Origin of the sequence: Methylobacterium gregans, from assembly GCF_022179245.1 — a bacterium.
Taxonomy (GTDB): Bacteria; Pseudomonadota; Alphaproteobacteria; order Rhizobiales; family Beijerinckiaceae; genus Methylobacterium; species Methylobacterium gregans.
The window spans coordinates 41,287-60,227 of record NZ_BPQM01000026.1 but is presented as its reverse complement, the minus strand read 5'-3'; the positions used below and the strand labels follow the sequence as shown (position 1 = coordinate 60,227).

General features: G+C 71.2%; 19 protein-coding genes. All 19 read right to left on the bottom strand.

Features of this window, described 5'->3' with window-relative positions; translation table 11 throughout:
• Positions 1-28: 28 nt before the first annotated feature.
• Positions 29-505, bottom strand: coding sequence for a hypothetical protein (locus MFF54_RS06255; RefSeq protein WP_238301764.1), 477 nt, complete (start codon positions 503-505; stop codon positions 29-31).
• The gene (locus MFF54_RS06250) at positions 505-1,560 is read right to left on the bottom strand and encodes a peptidoglycan-binding protein (protein ID WP_238301763.1); all 1,056 of its coding nucleotides are present in this window, start codon (positions 1,558-1,560) and stop codon (positions 505-507) included. Before MFF54_RS06250 ends, MFF54_RS06255 begins: the two co-directional genes overlap by 1 nt.
• Positions 1,561-1,583: 23 nt before the next feature.
• Complete coding sequence (locus MFF54_RS06245) at positions 1,584-1,814, bottom strand: hypothetical protein (RefSeq protein ID WP_238301762.1); 231 nt, start codon at positions 1,812-1,814, stop codon at positions 1,584-1,586.
• Positions 1,811-2,167 carry a septal ring lytic transglycosylase RlpA family protein gene (locus tag MFF54_RS06240; protein WP_238301761.1) on the bottom strand — a complete coding sequence of 119 codons (357 nt, stop codon included), beginning with the start codon at positions 2,165-2,167 and terminating at the stop codon, positions 1,811-1,813. Before MFF54_RS06240 ends, MFF54_RS06245 begins: the two co-directional genes overlap by 4 nt.
• A 67-nt stretch (positions 2,168-2,234) precedes the next feature.
• On the bottom strand, positions 2,235-3,317 hold the full coding sequence (locus MFF54_RS06235) for a phage late control D family protein (protein ID WP_238301760.1): 1,083 nt from the start codon (positions 3,315-3,317) through the stop codon (positions 2,235-2,237).
• A gap of 7 nt (positions 3,318-3,324) precedes the next feature.
• Entirely contained in the window at positions 3,325-3,555 is a 231-nt protein-coding gene (locus tag MFF54_RS06230) for a tail protein X (protein ID WP_238301759.1), read from the bottom strand.
• A 10-nt stretch (positions 3,556-3,565) separates the two neighbouring features.
• Positions 3,566-3,994 carry a phage tail protein gene (locus MFF54_RS06225; RefSeq protein ID WP_238301758.1) on the bottom strand — a complete coding sequence of 143 codons (429 nt, stop codon included), beginning with the start codon at positions 3,992-3,994 and terminating at the stop codon, positions 3,566-3,568.
• Positions 3,995-4,042: 48 nt separating this feature from the next.
• Complete coding sequence (locus tag MFF54_RS06220) at positions 4,043-6,862, bottom strand: phage tail tape measure protein (protein WP_238301757.1); 2,820 nt, start codon at positions 6,860-6,862, stop codon at positions 4,043-4,045.
• Between the two features lie 103 nt (positions 6,863-6,965).
• Positions 6,966-7,355: a phage tail assembly protein gene (locus tag MFF54_RS06215; RefSeq protein WP_238301756.1), complete on the bottom strand. Its 390-nt coding sequence runs from the start codon at positions 7,353-7,355 to the stop codon at positions 6,966-6,968.
• 80 nt (positions 7,356-7,435) lie between these two features.
• A complete protein-coding gene (locus MFF54_RS06210; RefSeq protein ID WP_238301755.1) occupies positions 7,436-7,957 on the bottom strand; it encodes a phage major tail tube protein in 522 nt (173 codons plus the stop codon).
• An 86-nt stretch (positions 7,958-8,043) separates the two neighbouring features.
• Positions 8,044-9,618: a phage tail sheath protein gene (locus tag MFF54_RS06205; protein ID WP_238301754.1), complete on the bottom strand. Its 1,575-nt coding sequence runs from the start codon at positions 9,616-9,618 to the stop codon at positions 8,044-8,046.
• Between the two features lie 119 nt (positions 9,619-9,737).
• A complete protein-coding gene (locus MFF54_RS06200; protein WP_238301753.1) occupies positions 9,738-13,448 on the bottom strand; it encodes a WD40/YVTN/BNR-like repeat-containing protein in 3,711 nt (1,236 codons plus the stop codon).
• A gap of 11 nt (positions 13,449-13,459) precedes the next feature.
• Positions 13,460-13,810: a phage tail protein gene (locus MFF54_RS06195; RefSeq protein ID WP_238301752.1), complete on the bottom strand. Its 351-nt coding sequence runs from the start codon at positions 13,808-13,810 to the stop codon at positions 13,460-13,462.
• Positions 13,811-14,051: 241 nt separating this feature from the next.
• Positions 14,052-14,675, bottom strand: coding sequence for a DUF4376 domain-containing protein (locus MFF54_RS06190; RefSeq protein WP_238301751.1), 624 nt, complete (start codon positions 14,673-14,675; stop codon positions 14,052-14,054).
• On the bottom strand, positions 14,675-15,919 hold the full coding sequence (locus MFF54_RS06185) for a hypothetical protein (RefSeq protein ID WP_238301750.1): 1,245 nt from the start codon (positions 15,917-15,919) through the stop codon (positions 14,675-14,677). Before MFF54_RS06185 ends, MFF54_RS06190 begins: the two co-directional genes overlap by 1 nt.
• A gap of 3 nt (positions 15,920-15,922) precedes the next feature.
• Entirely contained in the window at positions 15,923-16,246 is a 324-nt protein-coding gene (locus MFF54_RS06180; protein WP_238301749.1) for a hypothetical protein, read from the bottom strand.
• The gene (locus tag MFF54_RS06175) at positions 16,246-16,959 is read right to left on the bottom strand and encodes a hypothetical protein (protein ID WP_238301748.1); all 714 of its coding nucleotides are present in this window, start codon (positions 16,957-16,959) and stop codon (positions 16,246-16,248) included. Before MFF54_RS06175 ends, MFF54_RS06180 begins: the two co-directional genes overlap by 1 nt.
• Positions 16,956-18,005, bottom strand: a complete 1,050-nt coding sequence (locus MFF54_RS06170; RefSeq protein WP_238301747.1) for a phage tail protein I — start codon at positions 18,003-18,005, stop codon at positions 16,956-16,958. Before MFF54_RS06170 ends, MFF54_RS06175 begins: the two co-directional genes overlap by 4 nt.
• A complete protein-coding gene (locus MFF54_RS06165) occupies positions 17,998-18,924 on the bottom strand; it encodes a baseplate assembly protein (protein ID WP_238301746.1) in 927 nt (308 codons plus the stop codon). The genes MFF54_RS06170 and MFF54_RS06165 overlap by 8 nt, the downstream gene beginning before the upstream one ends.
• Positions 18,925-18,941: the final 17 nt, after the last annotated feature.

The following is an 18,941-nucleotide window of genomic DNA, read 5'->3' as shown; positions in this document are numbered from 1 at the left end:
GTGGGCGACGCCGGCGCCGAGGCTCAGATCAATGGGCGCCGGCCCGCTGGAGTGCTCGCAGGCCGCGAGCGAGGTCGCGAGGCACAGCGATGCGATCGCGGTCCGGATGGACGTCCGCGGCATGGTCCGATTCCTTCTTGGCTGAGAGGGCGCGCTCGTACTCTTCGGCGTCGCGCACCGCCTGGGCGCCGATGTCCCGGGCGGCGGCCTCTGCGAGGTCGGCACGCTCGCGGTCGGCCGCGATCGCCGCCTTCGCGTTGGCGAGGATCGCGGTCTTGGCTCCCTCGGCGAGGGCGAGCTGCCAGCCGACGCCGAGGATGGCCAGCGCACCGCCGAGGACGATCGCCGGCAGACGGTAGCGGACCGGCAGGACCACGATCCCGCAGGCGGCCAGCGCCAGGATGCCGACGCCGGCGACGAAGGTGCCGAGCGCCGCCGGCGACAGGGTGAGCCAGAGCCCCTGCAGGGCGGCGATCAGGATTCCGGACGTGGAGAAATCGAGCATCAGGCGGCACCCATGAGGCTGGGGAAGCGGCGGGCGAGGAAGCCCGGCAGAGGCCGGCCGGCGTCGTCCCAGCGCGCGTAGATCGCGTAGGCGGCGCCGGCGACGATCACCGTGCCCATGACGAGGCCGAACACGGTGCCGGCCGAGATCTGGGCGTGCGCGCTCTCCACCTGATCCTTCAGCTCGCCCGCGCTCTGAACGAGCTCGGCGAAGCCGAAGGTGCCGGCGGCGCCCGCCCCCTGGACTGTGCGCGAGGCCGCGAGGTTGGCGTCCTTCTTCGCGACCGGCAGGGGCTCCGCCTCGTCCAGGGCGGCGAGCGTGGCGTCGTCGAGCTCGCCCGTCACGGGCAGGCCTGCGCGGTGCTGCAGCAGCTGCACAGCGCCGGTGGTCCGGGCGGCATGGTCGCCGTCGACGGCGCCGACGGGGTAGCGGAGCGCCTTCAGCTTCGCCTGGGCGGGAAGCGTCTTGAGGACCGCCTTGGCCTTGGCCAGGATCTCGCGGGTCTCCGCGATTCCGATCTGCCCCCCGTTCCAGACCTGACGCAGCCCGACGACGTCGTCGCGATCGGCGTAGGCCTCGCAGCGGTTGTCCACCCAGAAGGTCAGGGCGGTGCGCAGCGCGATGAGCGGCTTGCGCAGCTCCTCGGGGCTGCTCTCGAATCCGGCCTTGCGGTAGTTCGCCCGCCCCGTCGTCATGCCGAGGCCACCGCCGCGGAACAGCCAGCCGTCGCCGGGCCGGTTGTTGCCCATGCGGCCGCCGTAGACGAAGTTCGCCAGCGCCTTCGGATTCCGGACGTAGGGCGCGGCTGCGGCCACGTCTTGGAAGCGCGTCTTCCAGGTCGCCCGGATGCGCTCGGCGGTGGTGTAGTTCAGGTTCTCCTCGAGGCGCGTCAGGTAGGCGCTTTCGGGCACGACCTGAGCCAGGAAGTGAGCCCGGCGCAGATCCGTGGCGATGCCGGCGGCCTCGATCTCGGCATCGAGCGCCACGAAGGCCGCAACGATATCGGCGCGCGCGCGGGGCGCGACGGCGCGGAGGATCCGCTTCCAGTCGGTCATGATGCTGATCCGGGTGAGGAGGGTCAGAACGGGATCGTCAGGCGCAGGCGCAGCGGGACGAGGCCGTCGAGGTCGAGGGCACGCAGCCGCCGGCCCGAGGCCGAGCCGGTCGCCGTGAGCGTGGAATCGGCTGACGCGGGCGGGCGCGCCGGATCGTGCTCGAGCGGCGGTTGGGGGACTTGGTGGGCACGGGGCGCGGCCAGCGCCGGCGCGCCGGCCATGGTGAGCACGACCAGGGCGAGCGCGGCCCTCACAGGCGGACGACGCGCACGGTGACGACGCCGCGCTCGACGATGCCGAGCGCGCGCGCCACCCCGAGCGACAGGTCGATGAGGCGATGCAACCGCGGATGCGGGCCGCGGTCGTTGACGGTCACGTCGACGTGCCGGCCGGTGGCGAGGTCGGTCACCCGGACCCGGGTGCCGAGCGGCAGGGTCCAGTGCGCGGCCCCGGGCGCCTCCGGGCGGAAGGGGCGGCCGTCGGCGCGGCGCGCACCGGATTCGGGGCCGTACCAGGAGGCGCGCCCGACCCAATCGGCGCAGGCCGGCGTCGTGGCGAGCATCAGGCATGCGAGGGCGGCCCGCAGCGCGAGGTGGCGCAGGATCATCGGTTGGGCTCCGGGCATGAAAAAGCCGCCCGGAGGCGGCGCGGAACGGACGAGCGGGCCGGGAGCGTCAGGACTCCGCGCCGGCGCCCTTGCGGCCGTCGGTACCGGCCTCGCCTCCCGGCTGGGCGAGCGTCAGCTCGGTCAGGTAGCCGGCGCTGCGCGTGAGGCGGTGCCGGGCGGTCTTGATGCGGTAGGTGCCGTCGATGCCGGGGCGCCAGCCGGAGACGATGCACGAGGCCTCGGCCTGGGCGGTGGAATCGCCGTCGATCGTGAGCGTGCCGCCGCCCTGCTCGCGCTCGGCCTCGGCGCTCGTCGACTTGGTGCGGGCCTTGGCGGAGCCCTGATCCGCACGGGTGAAGCGGTCGCGGTGCACAACCGAACCGGGGCGGCGTCGCGCCTCGAAGTCCTGCGTCTTGTACTTGGCATCCTTCGGGTCGTAGTAGCGCGCCTCGAACTTCTGCCAGGCGTGCCGGTCCTCGGTCGGGCTCAGCTCGCCCGACACGATGTTGCCGATCCGGGTGCCGTCGGTGTCGAACTCCCGGTGCGCCCGGACCGCCGCGAGCCCCTGGCCTCCGGACGACTGCCCGGCCGAGCGCTCGGCGAAGACGGCCTGATCACCGCGCACCTTGAAGGTGGCGCCGACCTCGTGGGCGATGCGCTGCCCCCACTCGAGGAAGCTCTCGCCCTGCATCCCCCACCAATCGCGCTCGACGTCGATGCCGGGCGCGACCTTCACCTTGAGGCCGGCGCCCTGACCGAACTTCTGGGCGACGCCCGAGAGCTTACCCTTGTCGTGGTGGGACTGCTGGCGCTCTTTCGGCTTGCCCTTCTGATCGACGGACTTCGCCGTGATCAGCAGGGTGAGGCCGCCGCCTCGCGCCATGCGGCTCGTCACCTTGTCGACCTTGCCGGAGAACATCTTCGGCGGGCCCGCGTCGGAACCGCCATCCTCGACGCGCACCATGCCGGCCTGGATCGGCGCATCGGTCGGCGGCAGGCTGATCTGGCCGCCGGCGTCGTCGACCTCGATCTCCAGGCTGTCGGCCTCCTCGCCGTCGGTGTCCGTGATCGTCATGGCGATCAGGATCGGCTCGAGCATCGACGAGATCGGGGTCCCGTTGACCGAGACCCAGAAATCCGTGTGGGGCATGGATGCCTCAGAACAGGGTGAGCAGTTCGCGGGTGATGGTGCGGGCGGTCGCGGGCGGGTCGGGGATCGCGACCACCACGGCGGTGCCGTAGGGCAGCACGGGCCCGAGTGCGGCCAGCCCCGGGTTGCGGGCGAGCGTGTCCTCGAGGAGCCCCGGAACCTCGCGTCGGAAGCGCAGGAACAACAGCAGGTCGAGCGGGCAGGGCGCCCGCTCGACCTGCAACGTCTCGATCGCCATGGCAGGCGCCTCAGGAAAGGAGCGAGTAGAGGAAGGCCAGGGCGCTCGCCGCACCCGGCCTCGGCGTGCGCTTCAGCGTGATCTCGAAGTCGACGACGCGCCCGATCATGTCGCCGTCGGGCCGCCGGTGTTTGGCCTCGCACTTCGTGATGCGGCGCCAGCCGAAGCTCGTTCCGTCGCCCCGCACGAAGATGTACGGGACACCCGAGAGCCGCATCTGGTCGAGGAGCGCGACGGACCCCAGACCCCGGTCGACCATCTCCGGCCCGGGCAGGCAGCACACCAGCGTGATCTCGTCGTCGCCCGGCCCCACGAACTCCGCGGGCTTCAGCGCGCCGACGACGTCCTTCTCGGCATAGTCGGCCGCCGTGGCGTGCCGGATCTCGTGCGGCCCGAGGGCCGTGCTCTCGAACTGGAGAAGGCCGAGCTGGGCGAGCATGGTCCGGTGTCCTCAACGCGCCCCGCAGAGGGACGGGGACGCCGGGCCTTACGGTCCGGCGTAGTCGGGGCCTTGGAAGGAAGCGGCGGACCCGCGGGCGCGGATGCCGCCGATCGCCGAGGCGTTCGCGGATGCGGCCGCCCCCGGGATCTGCTGCAGCAGCGAAAGGACCTCGCGGGCCTTGGCCGCGAGGGCCTCAAGGGGCCCCGCGTTGGCCTGCGGGGTGACGCTAACCCCGTTGAGTTGGTCGAGCGCCTGCTTCAGCTGCTCGGCGCTGGCGTGTACCTGCCGCAATCCCGCATCGTCGCCGCGCGGGGCAATGGCCGGTGCGGATTGCGGGCCCGACAGGCCGAAGCCGCTCGTCCCCGAACCTGCCCCGCCCGGTGACTGGTGCATCCCGTGCCCCATCATGCTCGGGATCGCACGCGGATTGATCGGCGGCGGGTCACGCGGGATCAGGTCCGGAGCGTGCACGATGGCCGCGCCAAAGCCGTAGCCCGCCGGATCCGCACCCAGCATGCCGCCAGACAGGTAGGGATCGGCGAACTCACGGTTCTTGACCGCCTCCGTGGCGACCGCGCTCGCAACTGCGCCGCCAACGGCGACGCCGGCAACGACGGCACCGGCGGCGGCCGCACCGGCACTGGTGGCCGCCTCTACGGCGCCGCCGCCCATGCCGGCGATCATCCGCTGCGAGGCGGCCTTTCCGGCTGCGCCGCCCGCCGCTCCTGCAGCGGCACCGGCCGCCCCCGCGCCCGCGGCTCCCGCTCCACCGGCGAGCCCGACCGCCGTCTTGAGGAGCTTGAGGGTGCCCCAAGCCCCGGCGACCGTCGCGGCGACCACGCCGCTCAGCGAGAGCGCTTGCTGCGCCACCTCCGGCAGCTTCGAGAAGCCGTCGAGGATAGAGCCCAGCCCGTCCGCGCTCCACTTGATCAGCCCCGCGTTGGCGTTACCGATCGTCAGGATCAGGTTCTCGAACGACCCCTTCAGGTTCTCGACCGCGCCGCCGAGGCCGGCGAACACCTCGTCGGCCTTCTTCTTCGCCCAGTCGGGATCGTCGGCCGCCCCCTTGATCTGCTCGCGGGCCGCCTTGAACTCGTCCCACTGCTTCTGGGTGATGGCGCCCTTGCCGCCGTGCTTGTCGGTGAGCCACGCGTTGAGCTGCGGCAGCGTCATGTTCTTCGACATGGCCGCGTCGAGCAGCCCCTCGGCGTCGACCGAGGCACCCGCCACCTTGTAGTAGGCGCCGGCCGCCTTCGCCGCGACCTTGGCGTCGGAGGCCCGCACCGTTCCCTTCTTCGTCTTGCCCAGCATCGGCGAGACGGCATCCGTGACCGCCTCGACGTACTTCCCCCGGTCGGCGATCAGCGCCTTGTCGGTGTTGATCGCCTCAATGCGCTTCCGGATGGCGGGCGTGAACCCCTTGCCCATGGTGTTCTGGAACTGGCCCTCGAGCGCCTCGGTGCTGAGGCGATCGGGCATCTTCACGTAATCGGAGTGCTTGATGCCGGCCGCGTTCAGCGCGGCGATGCCGTCCCGGGTCGGCGCCACGATCTTCGAGGCCATCGAGCGCACGGCCACGCCGGCGACGTCGCCGCGGAGACCGCCGCGACGGGCGAGCGCGCCGAGCGTCATCAGGGCGTCGGTGGAGAGTCCGGAGGCCGTGCCGGAGGCGATGGCGTAGTTCGCGTAGTTCTTGACGTCCTCGCCGTCCATGCCACCGAGCTTGGCCATCTTGACGAGTTGGTTGGTGGCCTTGTTCGCCTCGAAGAGCGCTTTCTCCTTCGTCGAGATGTCCTTGCCGGCCTGCTGCAGGTAGGACCGGATGATCTCCGTGCCTTCCTTGAGATCGGTCTCCATCAGGGTCGAGAAGTTGCGCACGTTCTGGACGATGCCCTCGGCCACCGCCGCCTTCAGAGAAGGCGCGAAGCCGGCGGGCAGACCCTGCATCGCCGCGGTCTGAGCCTTCACGACATCGATGTTGGAGAACTGCGTTTCCTGACCGATGCGCTTGGCCTGGGCGAGGAGCCCGGCCTGATCACCGTGCGAGATGTCCGTGAAGACCTTCTGCTTGCGCACCGCGAGATCGAACTCAGCCGCCGAGGTAATCGCACTCTTCGCGAGATCCCGGCTCTTGTGGCCCGCATAGACGCCGGCGCCGGCGGCCACGATCCCGGCCGCCTCGCGCCGCTCGGCCCGCGCCGCGGCCCGGGCATCCGCCGTGGCCTGAGCGGCGCGCTCGCGCTCGGCTCGCGCCGCACGGGCTGGCGCGCTCATGCCGTCGGCGACGAGCCTTCCCCCGGCGGTGATGGCGCTCGCCCGGCCCATGCTGCTGGCGAGCCGCTCGTTCGCCCGCACCAGGGCCGCGGTCCGCGCCTCGACCAGGGCAAGTGCGGCGGCCTCCCGCCGCAATGCCGCGGCGCGGCTCGGCGCGCCCATACCATCGGCGACGCGCCGGCCCTGTGCGGTGATCGCGCTCGACCGGGCCATGGCCGCGGCGACGTCGAGCGCGCCCTTGGCTACGGTCTTCTGCTCGGCCGCGACATGCCGGAGGCTGGCGATCGTCGCCGTCTCCCACTGGCGGATCTGGGCGGTCTGGTCCTTCGTCCAGGTCGAGGCGTCGCCAGCAAGCCCGGCGGCCTTCGCGTAATCCTTGAGGCTCGCGGAGACCTTCTCGATGTCCTTGGCCGAGAGGCCTAGGCGGGCGAGGTTGTTGACGAAGCCCTTGGAGGCGCCGGTGCCCTCCATGGCCTTGCCCATGGCGCGGGCCTGATCAGAGGCGCCCTTCAGGGCCTTGCCGATCGCGCCTGCGGGGCCGGAGACGTCGTCCTTCAGGCTGACGGTGAGGGTCGAGACCTTGGATGTCATCCCTCACCTCGCGCGAAGCCGAGCGCGATCGCGAACTCGGCGCAGAACTCGTCCCACGGCATCCGCATCAGCTCGCCGCGGGGGCCGCCGACGTGGCGGACGATCAGGGCTCGGTAGTGCTGCCAGAGGCCGGGGCTGGCGCGCTCGCCCCGCCCCAGCGGCGGGGCAAAAAATCCGCCACCGCCGCGTTCACCGCATCGGCGTCATCCGGATCGAGCGCGTCGAGCACCGCGAAGGGTACATCGTACATCGGGAAGTGCACGGAGGCGTTCTCGGGCGCCGCATTCACGCGCGCGACGAAATCGGCCACATCCTGGGTCGTCGGACGGTGGACGGTAATCTGGTCGTAGACCTGCCCGTCATACGCGATCGGCCAGTCAAGCAGCACGACGCGGTCGCGGACGCGGGTGCCTGCGAAGCGCGGTGCGGCGGGAAGCAGCGCGGCCTCGACCGGGGGCGTGTCGGCGGCAGGCGCGGGGGCGGGCGTGTCCATGGCGGGCGTCAAAGCTCGTGTCGTGTGGGGAGGGCCGGTGCGAGGACACCGGCCGCTGGGGTAGGAGGGAAGCGCCGCGATCAACCCGGCAGGCGCAGGATGCGGCGCTCGTCGGCGAGCTGGTCAACCCCATCGACGCGCCAGATGTGCGCGAAGTGGTCCCACCAGATCTTCTCGACGCCGTTGAAGAACAGCTTGTACCCGACCACCTCGTGCATCGAGTGGTCGTGGCCCATCAGCTTGCCGCGCTCGAAGCTGTCGGGCGCCACCTTGGCGAGCCGCGCCTTGATGATCGCGGTGACCTCGACCTCTTCGTCCTCGACCTTGTCGATGACGTTGCCGTAGATCGTCCAGATCTTCCGCTTCTTCTGGCCCATCAGGCCCAGCACCTGCGGATCCCAGCCCTTCAGCTTGAAGGTCGGCTGCAGGGCCTTCATGCCCATGTTGCCCCACTCGATCTCGAAGATCGAACCGGCGGCGTGGTGGGCCTCGGACATCTCCTCGAGCGCCGGAAGGGCCGTCGAGTCGAGGTTGTGGGTCTTGAGATTGCCGGGGCCGTCGTCGCCGGCGACGAGCGACGAGCCCTTCTGGAGGTAGAGCATCGGGGACTCCGATCAGGGAAGGCGGGTACGCGTGGGGAGCCGCCCGGCGCACGAGGCGCGGACCGGGCGGCGAGATCGCGCGGGGATCAGGTGACGGGGGCGAGCGCCGCGTTGGTGCCGCCGGCGACGTCCGCGAGCAGCGCGTTGAGCGCGTCGCGGTAGCGGTAGACGTCGGCCTCCGCGACGAGGAACGGCGAGGCCGGCTCGTTCTTGATCTTGAACCGGAAGCGCCCTGCCCGGATCGTCTCCGGCGTGTTGCCGGCGCCGATGCCCGTGAGGTAGCCGATGATGTGCTCGTCGGTCTGGAGCCGCGACAGGATCACGTCGCAGTCGTTCTCGAAGGCCTGGATCCCGGTCCGGGTGATGTTCGTGATGCCGAGCCGCGCCCGCCACGCCCGCAGGATCTGCAGCAGGGCGTAATCCCGGGTGCGGGTCACGTTGAAGAAGCGGTTGAGCTTCACCGTTCCGGCATTGGCGTAGCAGATCAGCACGAAGCCGGACGACACCGCGGCCGTGTCCACGCCGGTCTCACCGCGCTGGATGATACCGATGTCGTCGGCCAAGAGCTGCTGGCCGTCGTTGGCGCCGTCCGAGAGCGAGAAGGTGTCGTAGCGCTTGAGCGCCGTGATCCCGTAGACCGCTTGGTTGGCGAAGGACTGCGAGGGCACGCCGATCTTGCCCTTGGTCTGAGCATCGACCCGGACACCGATGCCGGCCGCGACCGGGCCCGGCTCGATGAAGGTGCCCTCCGACATGCCGACCGCGGTCACCCAGGTCGAGACCGGGATCAGGCGCTCGTGGGACAGGGTCTCGCGCCAGTCGCGGTCGTCCTGCACCGTGGTCCCGGGGCCGGACACGATCGCGTTGGCCAGCAGCGCGTTGAGCACCTGCGGGAGCGCGGCGCAGATCGGGTTGACCGTGGCAGGGCCCTCGGCGAGCGTCACAGTGAGATCGAAGCCGTCGTCGACCACGAAGTCGGTCGCGCCGTCGGCGATCGTGAACTTGACGACGCCCGTGTAGGCGGTGCCCACCGTCGCGTCGGCGAGCACGGTGCCGTCCGGATCGACCACCGAGAACACGCCGCCGTTGGCCGCGGCGGTCTTGGCCCGGACCCGGTAGACGCCGGCCTTCACGCCGACCCCGAAGGCCGGGTCGGCCAGCGTCATCAGGCCGGTGCCGGTGTTGCCGCCGAACTTGGCCGCGCGGGTGACCACCGTGCTGGTCGGGCCGCGGGTGAAGACGCCGGTCAGCCCGTCGACGAAGAAGAACAGGCGGGGCGTCACGCCGAAGCGCTGGCCGCAGGCGAGGGCACCGTAGATGCCGGTGCCGTTGGCCTGATTGCCGACGATATTGGCGATCGTCTCGGCGTCGGTGGCGCCCTTCGAGACCCGGTGCACGATGATGCGAGCGGCGAGCTGGAACGGGCCGAGGTTCGCGTTGACCAGCCGGACTCCGGTGGCGAGGTTGCCGGTGCCGAGCGCCGCCAGGAACAGCGGGTCGGACGAGTTGAACATCCGCGAGGCGTTCAGCGGCAGGAACGAGGGCGTTGCGTCCTCCGAGGTGCCGACGAGGTAGAGCGTCGACATGTCGGTCTGCTGCATCGGCTGCAGATCGTCGTCGAGGGTATTGAACAGGACGCCATAATCGACGGGCGTGGCCATGCGGGGGATCTCCCAAACGGAAAGACCCCACCGGCGCGGGCCGGCAGGGTGAGCGAGGGGCCGCCGCCGGATCATCCCGGCGGCGGGTCAGGGGGGTGTCAGCTCGGAGAGGCGGGCCTTCAGCCCACGGCGCGGATCAGGACGGCGATGTACTGGCCGCCGCCGTACAGGGCCTCCGGACCCAGGCTCACCACACCGTTGGACTGGGTGAGCATGTCCCGCGTGGCCTCGACGCCGGCAGTGGCGATCGGCCGATCATTGCCGGCGAAGCCCGGCGCCCGGGCGACATCGACGAACTGCCAGGGCTCGTTCGCCCCGCCCGCGATGTCGACCCGGCGCAGCAGAGCGAACTGCACGCCCTCAGGCCAGCCGGTGTCGTAGGCCTGCACCTGCCCGTTGGAGAACGACACGCACTGCACCACGCCGTCGGCGCTCGGATCGTGCGCGAAGGCCAGGTACTCGACCGGGGTCTCGTACCCGACCGATTTCAGTGTCGTGCCGTTGATCGTGGGCAGCGAGAACCCGCCGTTGGGTCGGCTCCAGGTGAACGAGTTGATGTTGAACACCCACTCGTTCGCGTAGGACCGGTGCCAGAGATACCAGAGCGGCCCGACATACTCCGGATCGACCGGCGGCGTGCGCGGCGCGGAGACCTGTTTCATCAGCACCGCGCCGACCGTGCCGAGCGTCGAGAGGTCGGCCGTGACCACCCGCTGCCCGTTCTGATCGACCGTCGAGGGCATGACACCGGTCTTGAAGAACCGCGCCTGGTTCCGGAACACGTAGGCGAGGTAGCGCTTGCCCGCTTCGCTGAGCGCCGCCCCGGCGGTGAAGCCGGCGAGCGAGAGCCCGTTGAGGACGTCGGACCGCGACGTGTAGGCGTCGCCGACGAGCGAGAGGTCGCCGACCTGCGTCGGCTGACCGAGCTCGCCGACACCGCGCGCGGTGGAGACCAGGAAGCGGGCCGCGCTGTCCCGACCGAACGCCAGGATGGCGCCGCCCGGGGTCAGGTCGAGATCCGTTCGCACGAACTGCGGCTGGCCGTTTCCGGTCCAGAGCAGCTGGGCGTGGGCCTCCGCGATGCCGCCGGCGGCCCGCGTCCTGAACACGATCACGGGCGACCAGAGCGACCAGGCACCCGACGCCGCGCGCTGGCGGGCCCGGGCGAAGATCTGGGTCGCGGCAGGCAGCGTTCCGACGGGAAGCCGGAAGCCCGAAAAGCTTCCCGCCGCCGTCACCACGCCGCTGTCGTAGAGCGGCGCGGCGAAGTCCGACCCGGTCCCGGCCTGGATCTGGATCGCGTCCTGAACCGCGCTCGGCATGTTGAAGGCCGAGACGGTGATCTGCGGGCTGAGGCCCACGCCCGTGGCCTTGTCGGAGGGCGCCAGGATCGCGGGCTGCGCCGGACGGTTCTGCGCCCGGAACGCCACCGGGGCCAACCACGCCCCGACTCCGAGCGCCTGCCCCTTGTGGTAGGCCCGCACGAAGAGGTCGGCATCGACCGGCAGCGTCACGGCCGAGACCTGGTGCTGCAGCAGGTCGCTCACCTCGCCGCTATCGTAGAGGATCGAGGCCGCCGCGAAGCCGGAGCTGGTGGCGATCTGGTAGCGACTCGCTGCATGGGTGTCGGCCTGCCCCGTCGTGGCGAAGGGGCCGGTCTGGATCAGCGGCTTGACCGCGACGCCCGTGTCGCCGGCGGCCGGCTGCACGATCTGGGGCGCGTTGACGTAGGCGAAGGTCGCCGCGGTCGCGAACGCCACCACCTCGGAGAGCGGCGAGCGCGCCCCGTCCTGGCTGTAGTAGCCGCCCTGCGCGAACACGACCTGGTTCACGCCGAGGATACCGGCCGGGACGGTGAAGCTCGTGACCGCACCCTCGAGCCGGAGCGTGCGCTGGAACGCGCCGCCGTCGCCCAGCGCCAGGCCGTAGAGGTTCGGGTCGAGCGCGACGGCGCGCAGCGCGGCCGCGGCGCCCCCGCCCGCGAGGCGCGCGGTGAAGGTCTCACCGCCGTCCGTCGAGGTCTGGATCTGCGCGCCGGCACCGACCGCGACGACCGACCGGCCGACGGCGGCGACGCCGTAGAAGCTGCCGGTGAAGCCGCCGGCGGCGCTCTTCACGGCCCAGGTCGCGCCGCGGTCGCTCGAGGTGAAGATCGCCCCGTTGTCGCCGACCGCCACCGCGAAGCCGGCCGGCGTCATCGCCACGGCCCGCAGGGTGCCGGCATAGTTGCCCGGCAGCGCCCGCTTGATCAACGTGGCGCCGTCGTCGGCCGAGGTCTGCACCTCGCCCCCGGTGCCCACGAAGATCAGCGCGCCGGCACCGTCGCCAGCGATGTCGGTGAAGTCGCCCGTGTAGCCGTTGTCGGGGTTGATCTGGTTGAAGATCGCCCCGGCGTTGACCGAGCGCTGCACCATGCCGGCGGCCCCTGCCACCACCACGTAGGCGTTGCGGACGTTCACGCCGGAGAAGGTGCCGCTGTAGGAGGCGGCCGCCGTCCGGACGGTGTAGGTCGCGCCCGCATCGGTCGAGGTGCGGATCGCGCCGTTGACGCCCACGGCGGCCAGCAGCGCGGCGGAACCGTGCACCCGCTTGAGGTCACCCGTCACGGTGCCGGGCGTGGTGGTGATCGTGCCGTCTTGCGCGATCTGGATGCGCAGCGACACGGCCGAGGCCACGGCCAGGAAGTCGCGGGCCCCGAGCGCCAGGACGTCGGCAAAGGCCGCCGTCTGGCCCGCCACCGCGTTCCAGGCGCCGAGCAGGTCCGCGTCGGTATCGAGGATGACGTCCGTCATGGCCCGGTCGCGGGCGAGGCGGAAGCGGGCCCCGCCCTGCGGCACGCCGTAGGCGCCGCGGTAGGGGGAGAGCTGCAGGGTCGGGGTTTGGCCGACGTTGGCCGCTTGGTCGGCCGGGGCGACGAGCTTCGGCTGCAGCACCAGGGTCTCGCCGATCGCGCGGGGCGGCGGCAGCAGGACCATGTGGTCGATGCGGGCCCGCTTCGTCGCGTCCGGGTTGGCGTAGGCGAGGCGCAGCTCGAGCAGGCCGCCCTTGATCAGGGCGTAGAACTCGTCGCGGGTGCCGTCGGCGCCGGCGACGACGGCGGTGCGGACCGCCGCGAGGTAGGGCGCGCCCGCGGTAGTCGTCGGGCTGCGGTATCCGATGGTGAGCGTGCCGGTGTCGGAGGCCTGACGCCGCACCACGATCTGGCCGGCGCTCTGCGCCCGGAGCTCCGTGAGCACGCGGGAGAAGAACACGTCGCCGTCCTGCATCATGCAGTAGCCGGCGCGGATATCGAACGAGGTCCGGGCGAGGAAGGCGCTGTCACGCGCGGTCAGGGTATGCGCGAGGTTGAGGCGGGTCCGGACGCGCGTCGAGGAGATGATCGCCAGGATCTCGACCGTCTCCAGGCGCAGCGTCCCGGCATCGATCAGGGTGTAGGAATTGCCGACCTTGAGGCCCTCGGTCGAGGCGAGGTCGAGCGTGTCGTCGCCGGCCGAGGCCGCCACGACGGCGATCGGGGCGAGATCGCGCCAGGAAAAGCCGTCGGTGAACAGCTCGAAGGCGGCGCTGTCCTCCTTGTAGAGCCAGTCGAGCAGCACGGCCGAGCGCAGCGCCGTACCCGAGGCGAGGTCGATGGCATCGACGCGCGCGCGGAGCACGTCCACGTCGGCAGCGAGCGCCTCGCCCTTGGCCTTCAGGTACTCGTCGCGCTCGGCGAGTTCCCGGTGCGGGCGGTTGTCGTTGCCGTCGATGCCGCCGAGCACGGGCTCGTCGGTGGCCAGGATGGAGACGTCGCGAAACTGGGCGCCGGCGACGCTGGGCAGGTAATCCATGGGGGAGATCCTCAGACGTCGATCTGGAAGCGGTCGCCGAACTCCATGTCGGCGGTCTTTTCGATGGGCTGTCGCACCCGGCGGAACACGATCGTTCCGTCGGCGCAGGCGAGCCCGATCTCGCGGATGACGAGGCCGACGGCCCGATCTTGCGGGATGAGGAAGCGGAAGACGGTCCGGCGCGGGTTGGCGGGGTCGTGCTGCACCGCCGTGATCGGCGTGAACACCGCATCGGTGAAGGCTGCGACCGGGGCGTTGGGGCTCAGCGCCGACGAGCCCACCACAGCCTGCGTGATACGTTTCGTAAGGTCGCCATCACCGGCGAGCCGACGCAGGGCGTCGTAATAGGCGGGGTAGAGCATCGATCGTCCCGATCGGTTGGAGGCTGGGGCGGCGCGGCGAGGGGGTACCCGAACGTGCCGGTCGCCCGGGCGCCGGCCTCGAGGGCGGCGGCGACACGGGCGACCTGCTCGACCGTCAGGGGCCGGCAGTCTGCGAGGCGGGTTCGGGGCAGGTCGTAGCGGCGGTAGAGGTCGCGCAAACCGAGGCCCCGCGGCTGGTGGCGCTGGCTCGGCATGGTCTCTCGCAACGGGATGGGCGGTGTCAGGCGGCCGAGGGCGGCGCCCAGAGCGCGTCGTCGGCCACGTCCGGGATCGGGGCACCGCCGAGCAGCGCGTTCTTGATGGCGCGGGCCACGAGGAACAGCTTGCCGCGCATGGCGGCGGCCGTGGCATGCAGCCTGAGGGCCGTCGGCGCGTCCATCGGGACCAGAACGTTGGCCGCGTCGATCCAGGTGAAGTCCACGCTCGGATCGGCCCAGCGTAGATCATCAGGTTGCGCACCGGCCATGATCGCGGCGATCGCCGTCGAGGCCATGTCCCGCAGGTTGTCGAAGTCCTGCGGCCGGGTCTGGAACAGGTGCCCGAGGTAGGGCACGCCGAGCGCGATCCGCCGGTCCCGCTCGGCCTCGACGTCGCCGAGCGACGCCAGGGGCGGCGCGGGCGGCGGCGGCAGCGCTTCGACCACCCAGACCTCTCCGGCCTCGTCCCAGCGGACCGCCTCGGCGCCCGGGTCGAAAGCCGGTAGGGGCGGTGCCTCCACGAAGCCGCAGGCGGCACGGCCCTCGGCATTCTCCGCGAGGTTCGTCCAGTGATCGTTGCGAGCGTCGAAGGCGTCGAAGGGCAGCGGCGCAGGAGCGCCGCCGTTGCGGCGGTACAGGACGTCCATCAGGCCGCAATCCTCATGTAGGCGGTGAGAGACGTGGTCCCGTCCTTCGCCTTGAGGGCGGGCAGGACCGGCGGAGCGAACATCCGGGCGTTGGCCGAGCCAACCACGAGGCCGGCGGCCGCGCTCGTCTTCGGGTGGAACAGGAGCTGGCCGTTGACCACCTGCCCCGCGGCCCGCGCCGTGGCGTCCCAATCCTGCGCGCTCAGTCCGGCGCTCGGATCGGCGCTCAGATCGTAGGTCGAGAGCAGCTTGTTGGCGTTGCCTGCCAGGAATAGGAACTGCGTATTGAAGCAGAATACGGCGCTGATGACGCCGTAACTGCCTACGTTGTAGAAGTTCCAGTTAGCAGCGAGCGGGTTGGTGTGCCAGTAGATGTAGCTTGGCGCGTTGTTCGATTGGCCGACGATGAAGGTCCCATTGCCGAAAGCGATCGGGACAACGGGCTGCGTCAGGGTCGAGCCGAGTGAGGCCCGCTGCGTCCAGGCCGCGCCGTCCGCACTCGTCACGGCATAGACGTTGTTGGAGTTCGACGCGGTCCGCGTCATCACGAAATAGCCGGCCCCAAAGCAGACGTCGTGCGTCTCCGGGGCCCCGCTGAACCGCAGGTTGGCTTGGACCGTCGTCCAGGCCTTGCCGTCCGCCGACCAAGCGTAGGAGGCGCCGACAGAGGCGATCGCCACGAACACGTTGTTGCCGAAGGCGAGCTTGTTCCAGCCGATCGCGACCGGCTGGCCCGTATTCGGGTCGGTGACCGTCGCAGTCAGGCCGGACCCGAGCGTCCAGCCGCCGGTTCCAGTCGCCGACCAGACCGTGACGCCGCCGGTCCCCACCGCCGTGAACACGCCGTTGCCGAAGCACACGTCGCCGAGGTCGGCCGTCGTGGGCGAGGTGCGCTTGGTCCAGGGACCGTTGATGAGGTCCGTCGTGGTGTAGATGAAGCCGCCGGCTCCCACCGCCACGTAGACGCCCGCCCCGTAGGCGATCGACACGCCGCGGGACGCTGCCCCCGACTGGCCCGTGCCCGTTGCGGGCGTGCCAGCAACAGGAAGGAAGCCGGGGCGCACCAGCAGGGGGAAATCGGTCGCCTGCACCTCGACGGGGGCGCCGTTGCAGGGCGCGTAGCCCACACCGGGTGAAGCTGCTGCGTAGAGGATGGAGCCGAGTGCCGCGCCGACCGCTCCGGCGGCGGGAAAGCCGAGCCGCTGTACCGGGCTCGCGATCGTGCCGAAGGGCCTGCCGCGCATCGATCAACTCGTGGTCTGGGTGATGACGTCCGCCGTGAGGTCGAGCGTGTTGACGGCCGAGGCGCGGAACTTCAGGCTCCGGCCCGTCTTCAGGTAGATCTGATCGACCACGAAGGGCTTGCCGGGCGAGACCACGACAGTCTTTCCGACATAGCGGTCCGTCGTGCTGTCGTATCGGGTAAGATCGAATGAGGCATCGACCGATCCGGTGTTGCAGATCGTGAAGGCGACCCGCTTCCGCTCGTTCGCACCCGGCGCCGGGATCACGACTGCGAGCGCCGTGCCGAGCGTTGTGTCGATGTTGTCGACGTCGAGAACCTTCGCCATCAGCGCGCTCCGAGGAAGGGGCCGTAGAACTCGCGGTCGGCCAGATCATCGGCCAAGCCTGCGACGTCAGCGGTGCTGATCTGAAGCAGCGCCCGCATCGCCGCGTAGCTCGCGGCGGTGATGAGCGCGCGGGCGTCGGCCGGCACGTCGGACAGGTCGGACGCGGTGTGCTGGTGAGCGGAGGGCGGGAAGCTCGTGGGCTTGTTCGCGATCACCAGCCACTCGGGCGTGATGTCCGCGAGCACGATGTAGCTGCCGGCCTGCGTCTTATCCCCGGCCCCCGTGTAGAGGTATCGATACCCGTCCGTTGTCGTGACCACCGCACCCTTCGTCACGGCCGATTTCTGGCCGGATGTCAGGGCCGTGAGGTCGCCGGCGGAGAGCACTTGCACGCCGCTGGCGACGACGGGCAGGCGGGCCGGGTCGATCACGCCGGTGCCGATCTGCGCGGCGTCGAGCACCGGGATCTGCGCGAGCGGCACCTTGGACCCCGCATCGAGCGAGGCGACGCCGTTCGGCTGCCCTACGCCGAGGATCGGGCCGATATCCGCGTCCCGGTCGAGGGCGCCGATATCGTCCGGCGTGATCGAGCCGATCAGCGCCGCGAAGGCCTGGAACAGGGCGCGGATATGGGCCGGGCGCACCTTGCCGATCGTGTTGTCGGGCAGGGTCTCCGCCACCTGCGCGAGCAGGTCGGGCAGGGAGGGCGTCATGCGAAGCCTTCGTCGAAGCCGGAGGAGAAGGTGCCGGTGGCGTCGAAGCGCACCAGCGCCCCGTTGAAGGCGCGCCCGTAGCTGCCGTCGCGCTGGATCACGCCGTCGAAGCGGAGCGCGGGCGGCCGTGTGATGACGTCGGCCGGCTGCTCGATCACGACCGGCTCCGGTCCGAGCCGGATGATTGCGCCGTCGTGGCCGCGCCGCAGGCTGCCGTCGCGCAGCGCCGCCCCGTCGAACCGGAGCGTCGGCCCACGCGAGGCCGCGATCGTCACGCCGACCCTTAAGGAGAGGTCGATCTGCTGCACGCCGAACCGGATCGTCGGCGCGACGAGCCGGGCCCCGTCGCGGGGCACGCTGCCGTCGTGACGGTCGAGGCCGTCGTAGCGGTAGGCCTTCAGCGCTCCGCGGCGATAGCGCCCGTCGCGGGGCGTATCCCGCCGCACCGGGATCTCGAGGGCGACGCGCGCCACCGGCACGATCGCGGCCGGGGCGTCCCGCACCACGACCTGCCGGACCACGGCCCGGAGGACGTCGAGGTAGCAGGCGGCGCGCTGCCAGGTCTCGATCCCGCGCAGCACCCGGGCGCGGTCCGAGGCGTCGAGCGACTGACCGTCGGCGAGCGGGACCTCGACGTCGAACAGCGCCCAGCGCGCCGGCGAATTGTAGCGGAAGCGCCCGTTGCGCCGCCGGATGATGCCGTCGTGCAGGACCTCGGGCTTGCCCTCGACCAGCGTGGCACCGGGATAGCCGATGACGGCGAGCCCGCGCTTGATCGCGAAGGGTGTCCCCTTCTTGGCGTTCAGGGCGTAGGCGTTGGCCAGCAGCGCGCGCTGCTGCGCCTCGGTGACGGCGAGATCCCACTCCTCCTCGACGGACAGCTCGAAGGCGAGCGCCGGCAGGAAGGCGGCCGGGCAGGTCAGCGGGTCGAGCAGCCGCAGCAGGACCTGCGGCGGGAACAGCGCGAGCCGCTCGCCGTCGACGATCGAGAGGGCCTGCTCCAGGGGCGTCGCGTTCGGCGGGAGCAGGTGGTCGATCTCAGGCATCGCGGGTGTCCGCGATGTCGGTGACGATGCTTCCGCGCTGAGGCGCCTGGGTGCCGTTCAGGACGAGATCCGCGGCCTGCCCGTTGAGGGTGACCGCGAAGCCCTTCACGCCCGGAACGATCGCGGCCGCCTTGACCCCGTCGAGCGTGATGTCGTGGCCGAGTGCGAAGTGCCCATCGATGTAGGCGGCGATCCGCTCGTCCCCGAGGGCCTTGCAGGTCGCCGCGGTCGCGCCCGGGTAGAGGGTGTAGGTCCCGGCGACGTCGACGGTGATGACGCCGGCGGCGTAGATCTCCGGATCGTCGTTCTGCGGCCGGACATCCTCGGCCGAGAGCAGGTCCCGGACCGCCGCCAGAACCTCGACAGACGGCGCGCCGTTGGTCCCGAGCACGTAGATCAGCACCCGGGGCGGGCCCGGCCGCACCACGGCGGCGTCCTTGACGCCGGCAATCCGCTTGGCGTGCTCGCGGTAGCCGGCCTTGGATCCGGCGGTGCTCGGCCGCTCGAGCGCATTGGCGACACGGGGCCGGTAATCGTCGTCGGCCTCCCAGTCCTCCGGGTTGGTCGAGAAGGGTCGCGGGCTCGCGACGAGAGCTTTACGCGGGGTCGAGACCCGGGCGCCGAGCTGGTCGAGGTTCGCGCCCTTGGCGAAGGCCACGAGCAGCTGCAGCGCGACCTCGTTGATGGTCTGCGCCTGGAGCACGTCGCGGAAGGCGCCGGCCTCCTCGACAACCGGGACCGTGTCGGCCTCGATGACGGTGGAGCCGTCCTCGGTCCCGCCGACGTCGTAATCGATGCCGGCCGCTCGCATCAGCGCCACCACCCGCGCGATGCGGGTGCGCTTGGCCGCCGCGCTGTCGACGGGCTGGAGCAGGGTCGGCGCCGGCAGCGCCTGCAGGTCGGTGAGGCTGACCGTCATCGCGCGGCTCCGGCGGT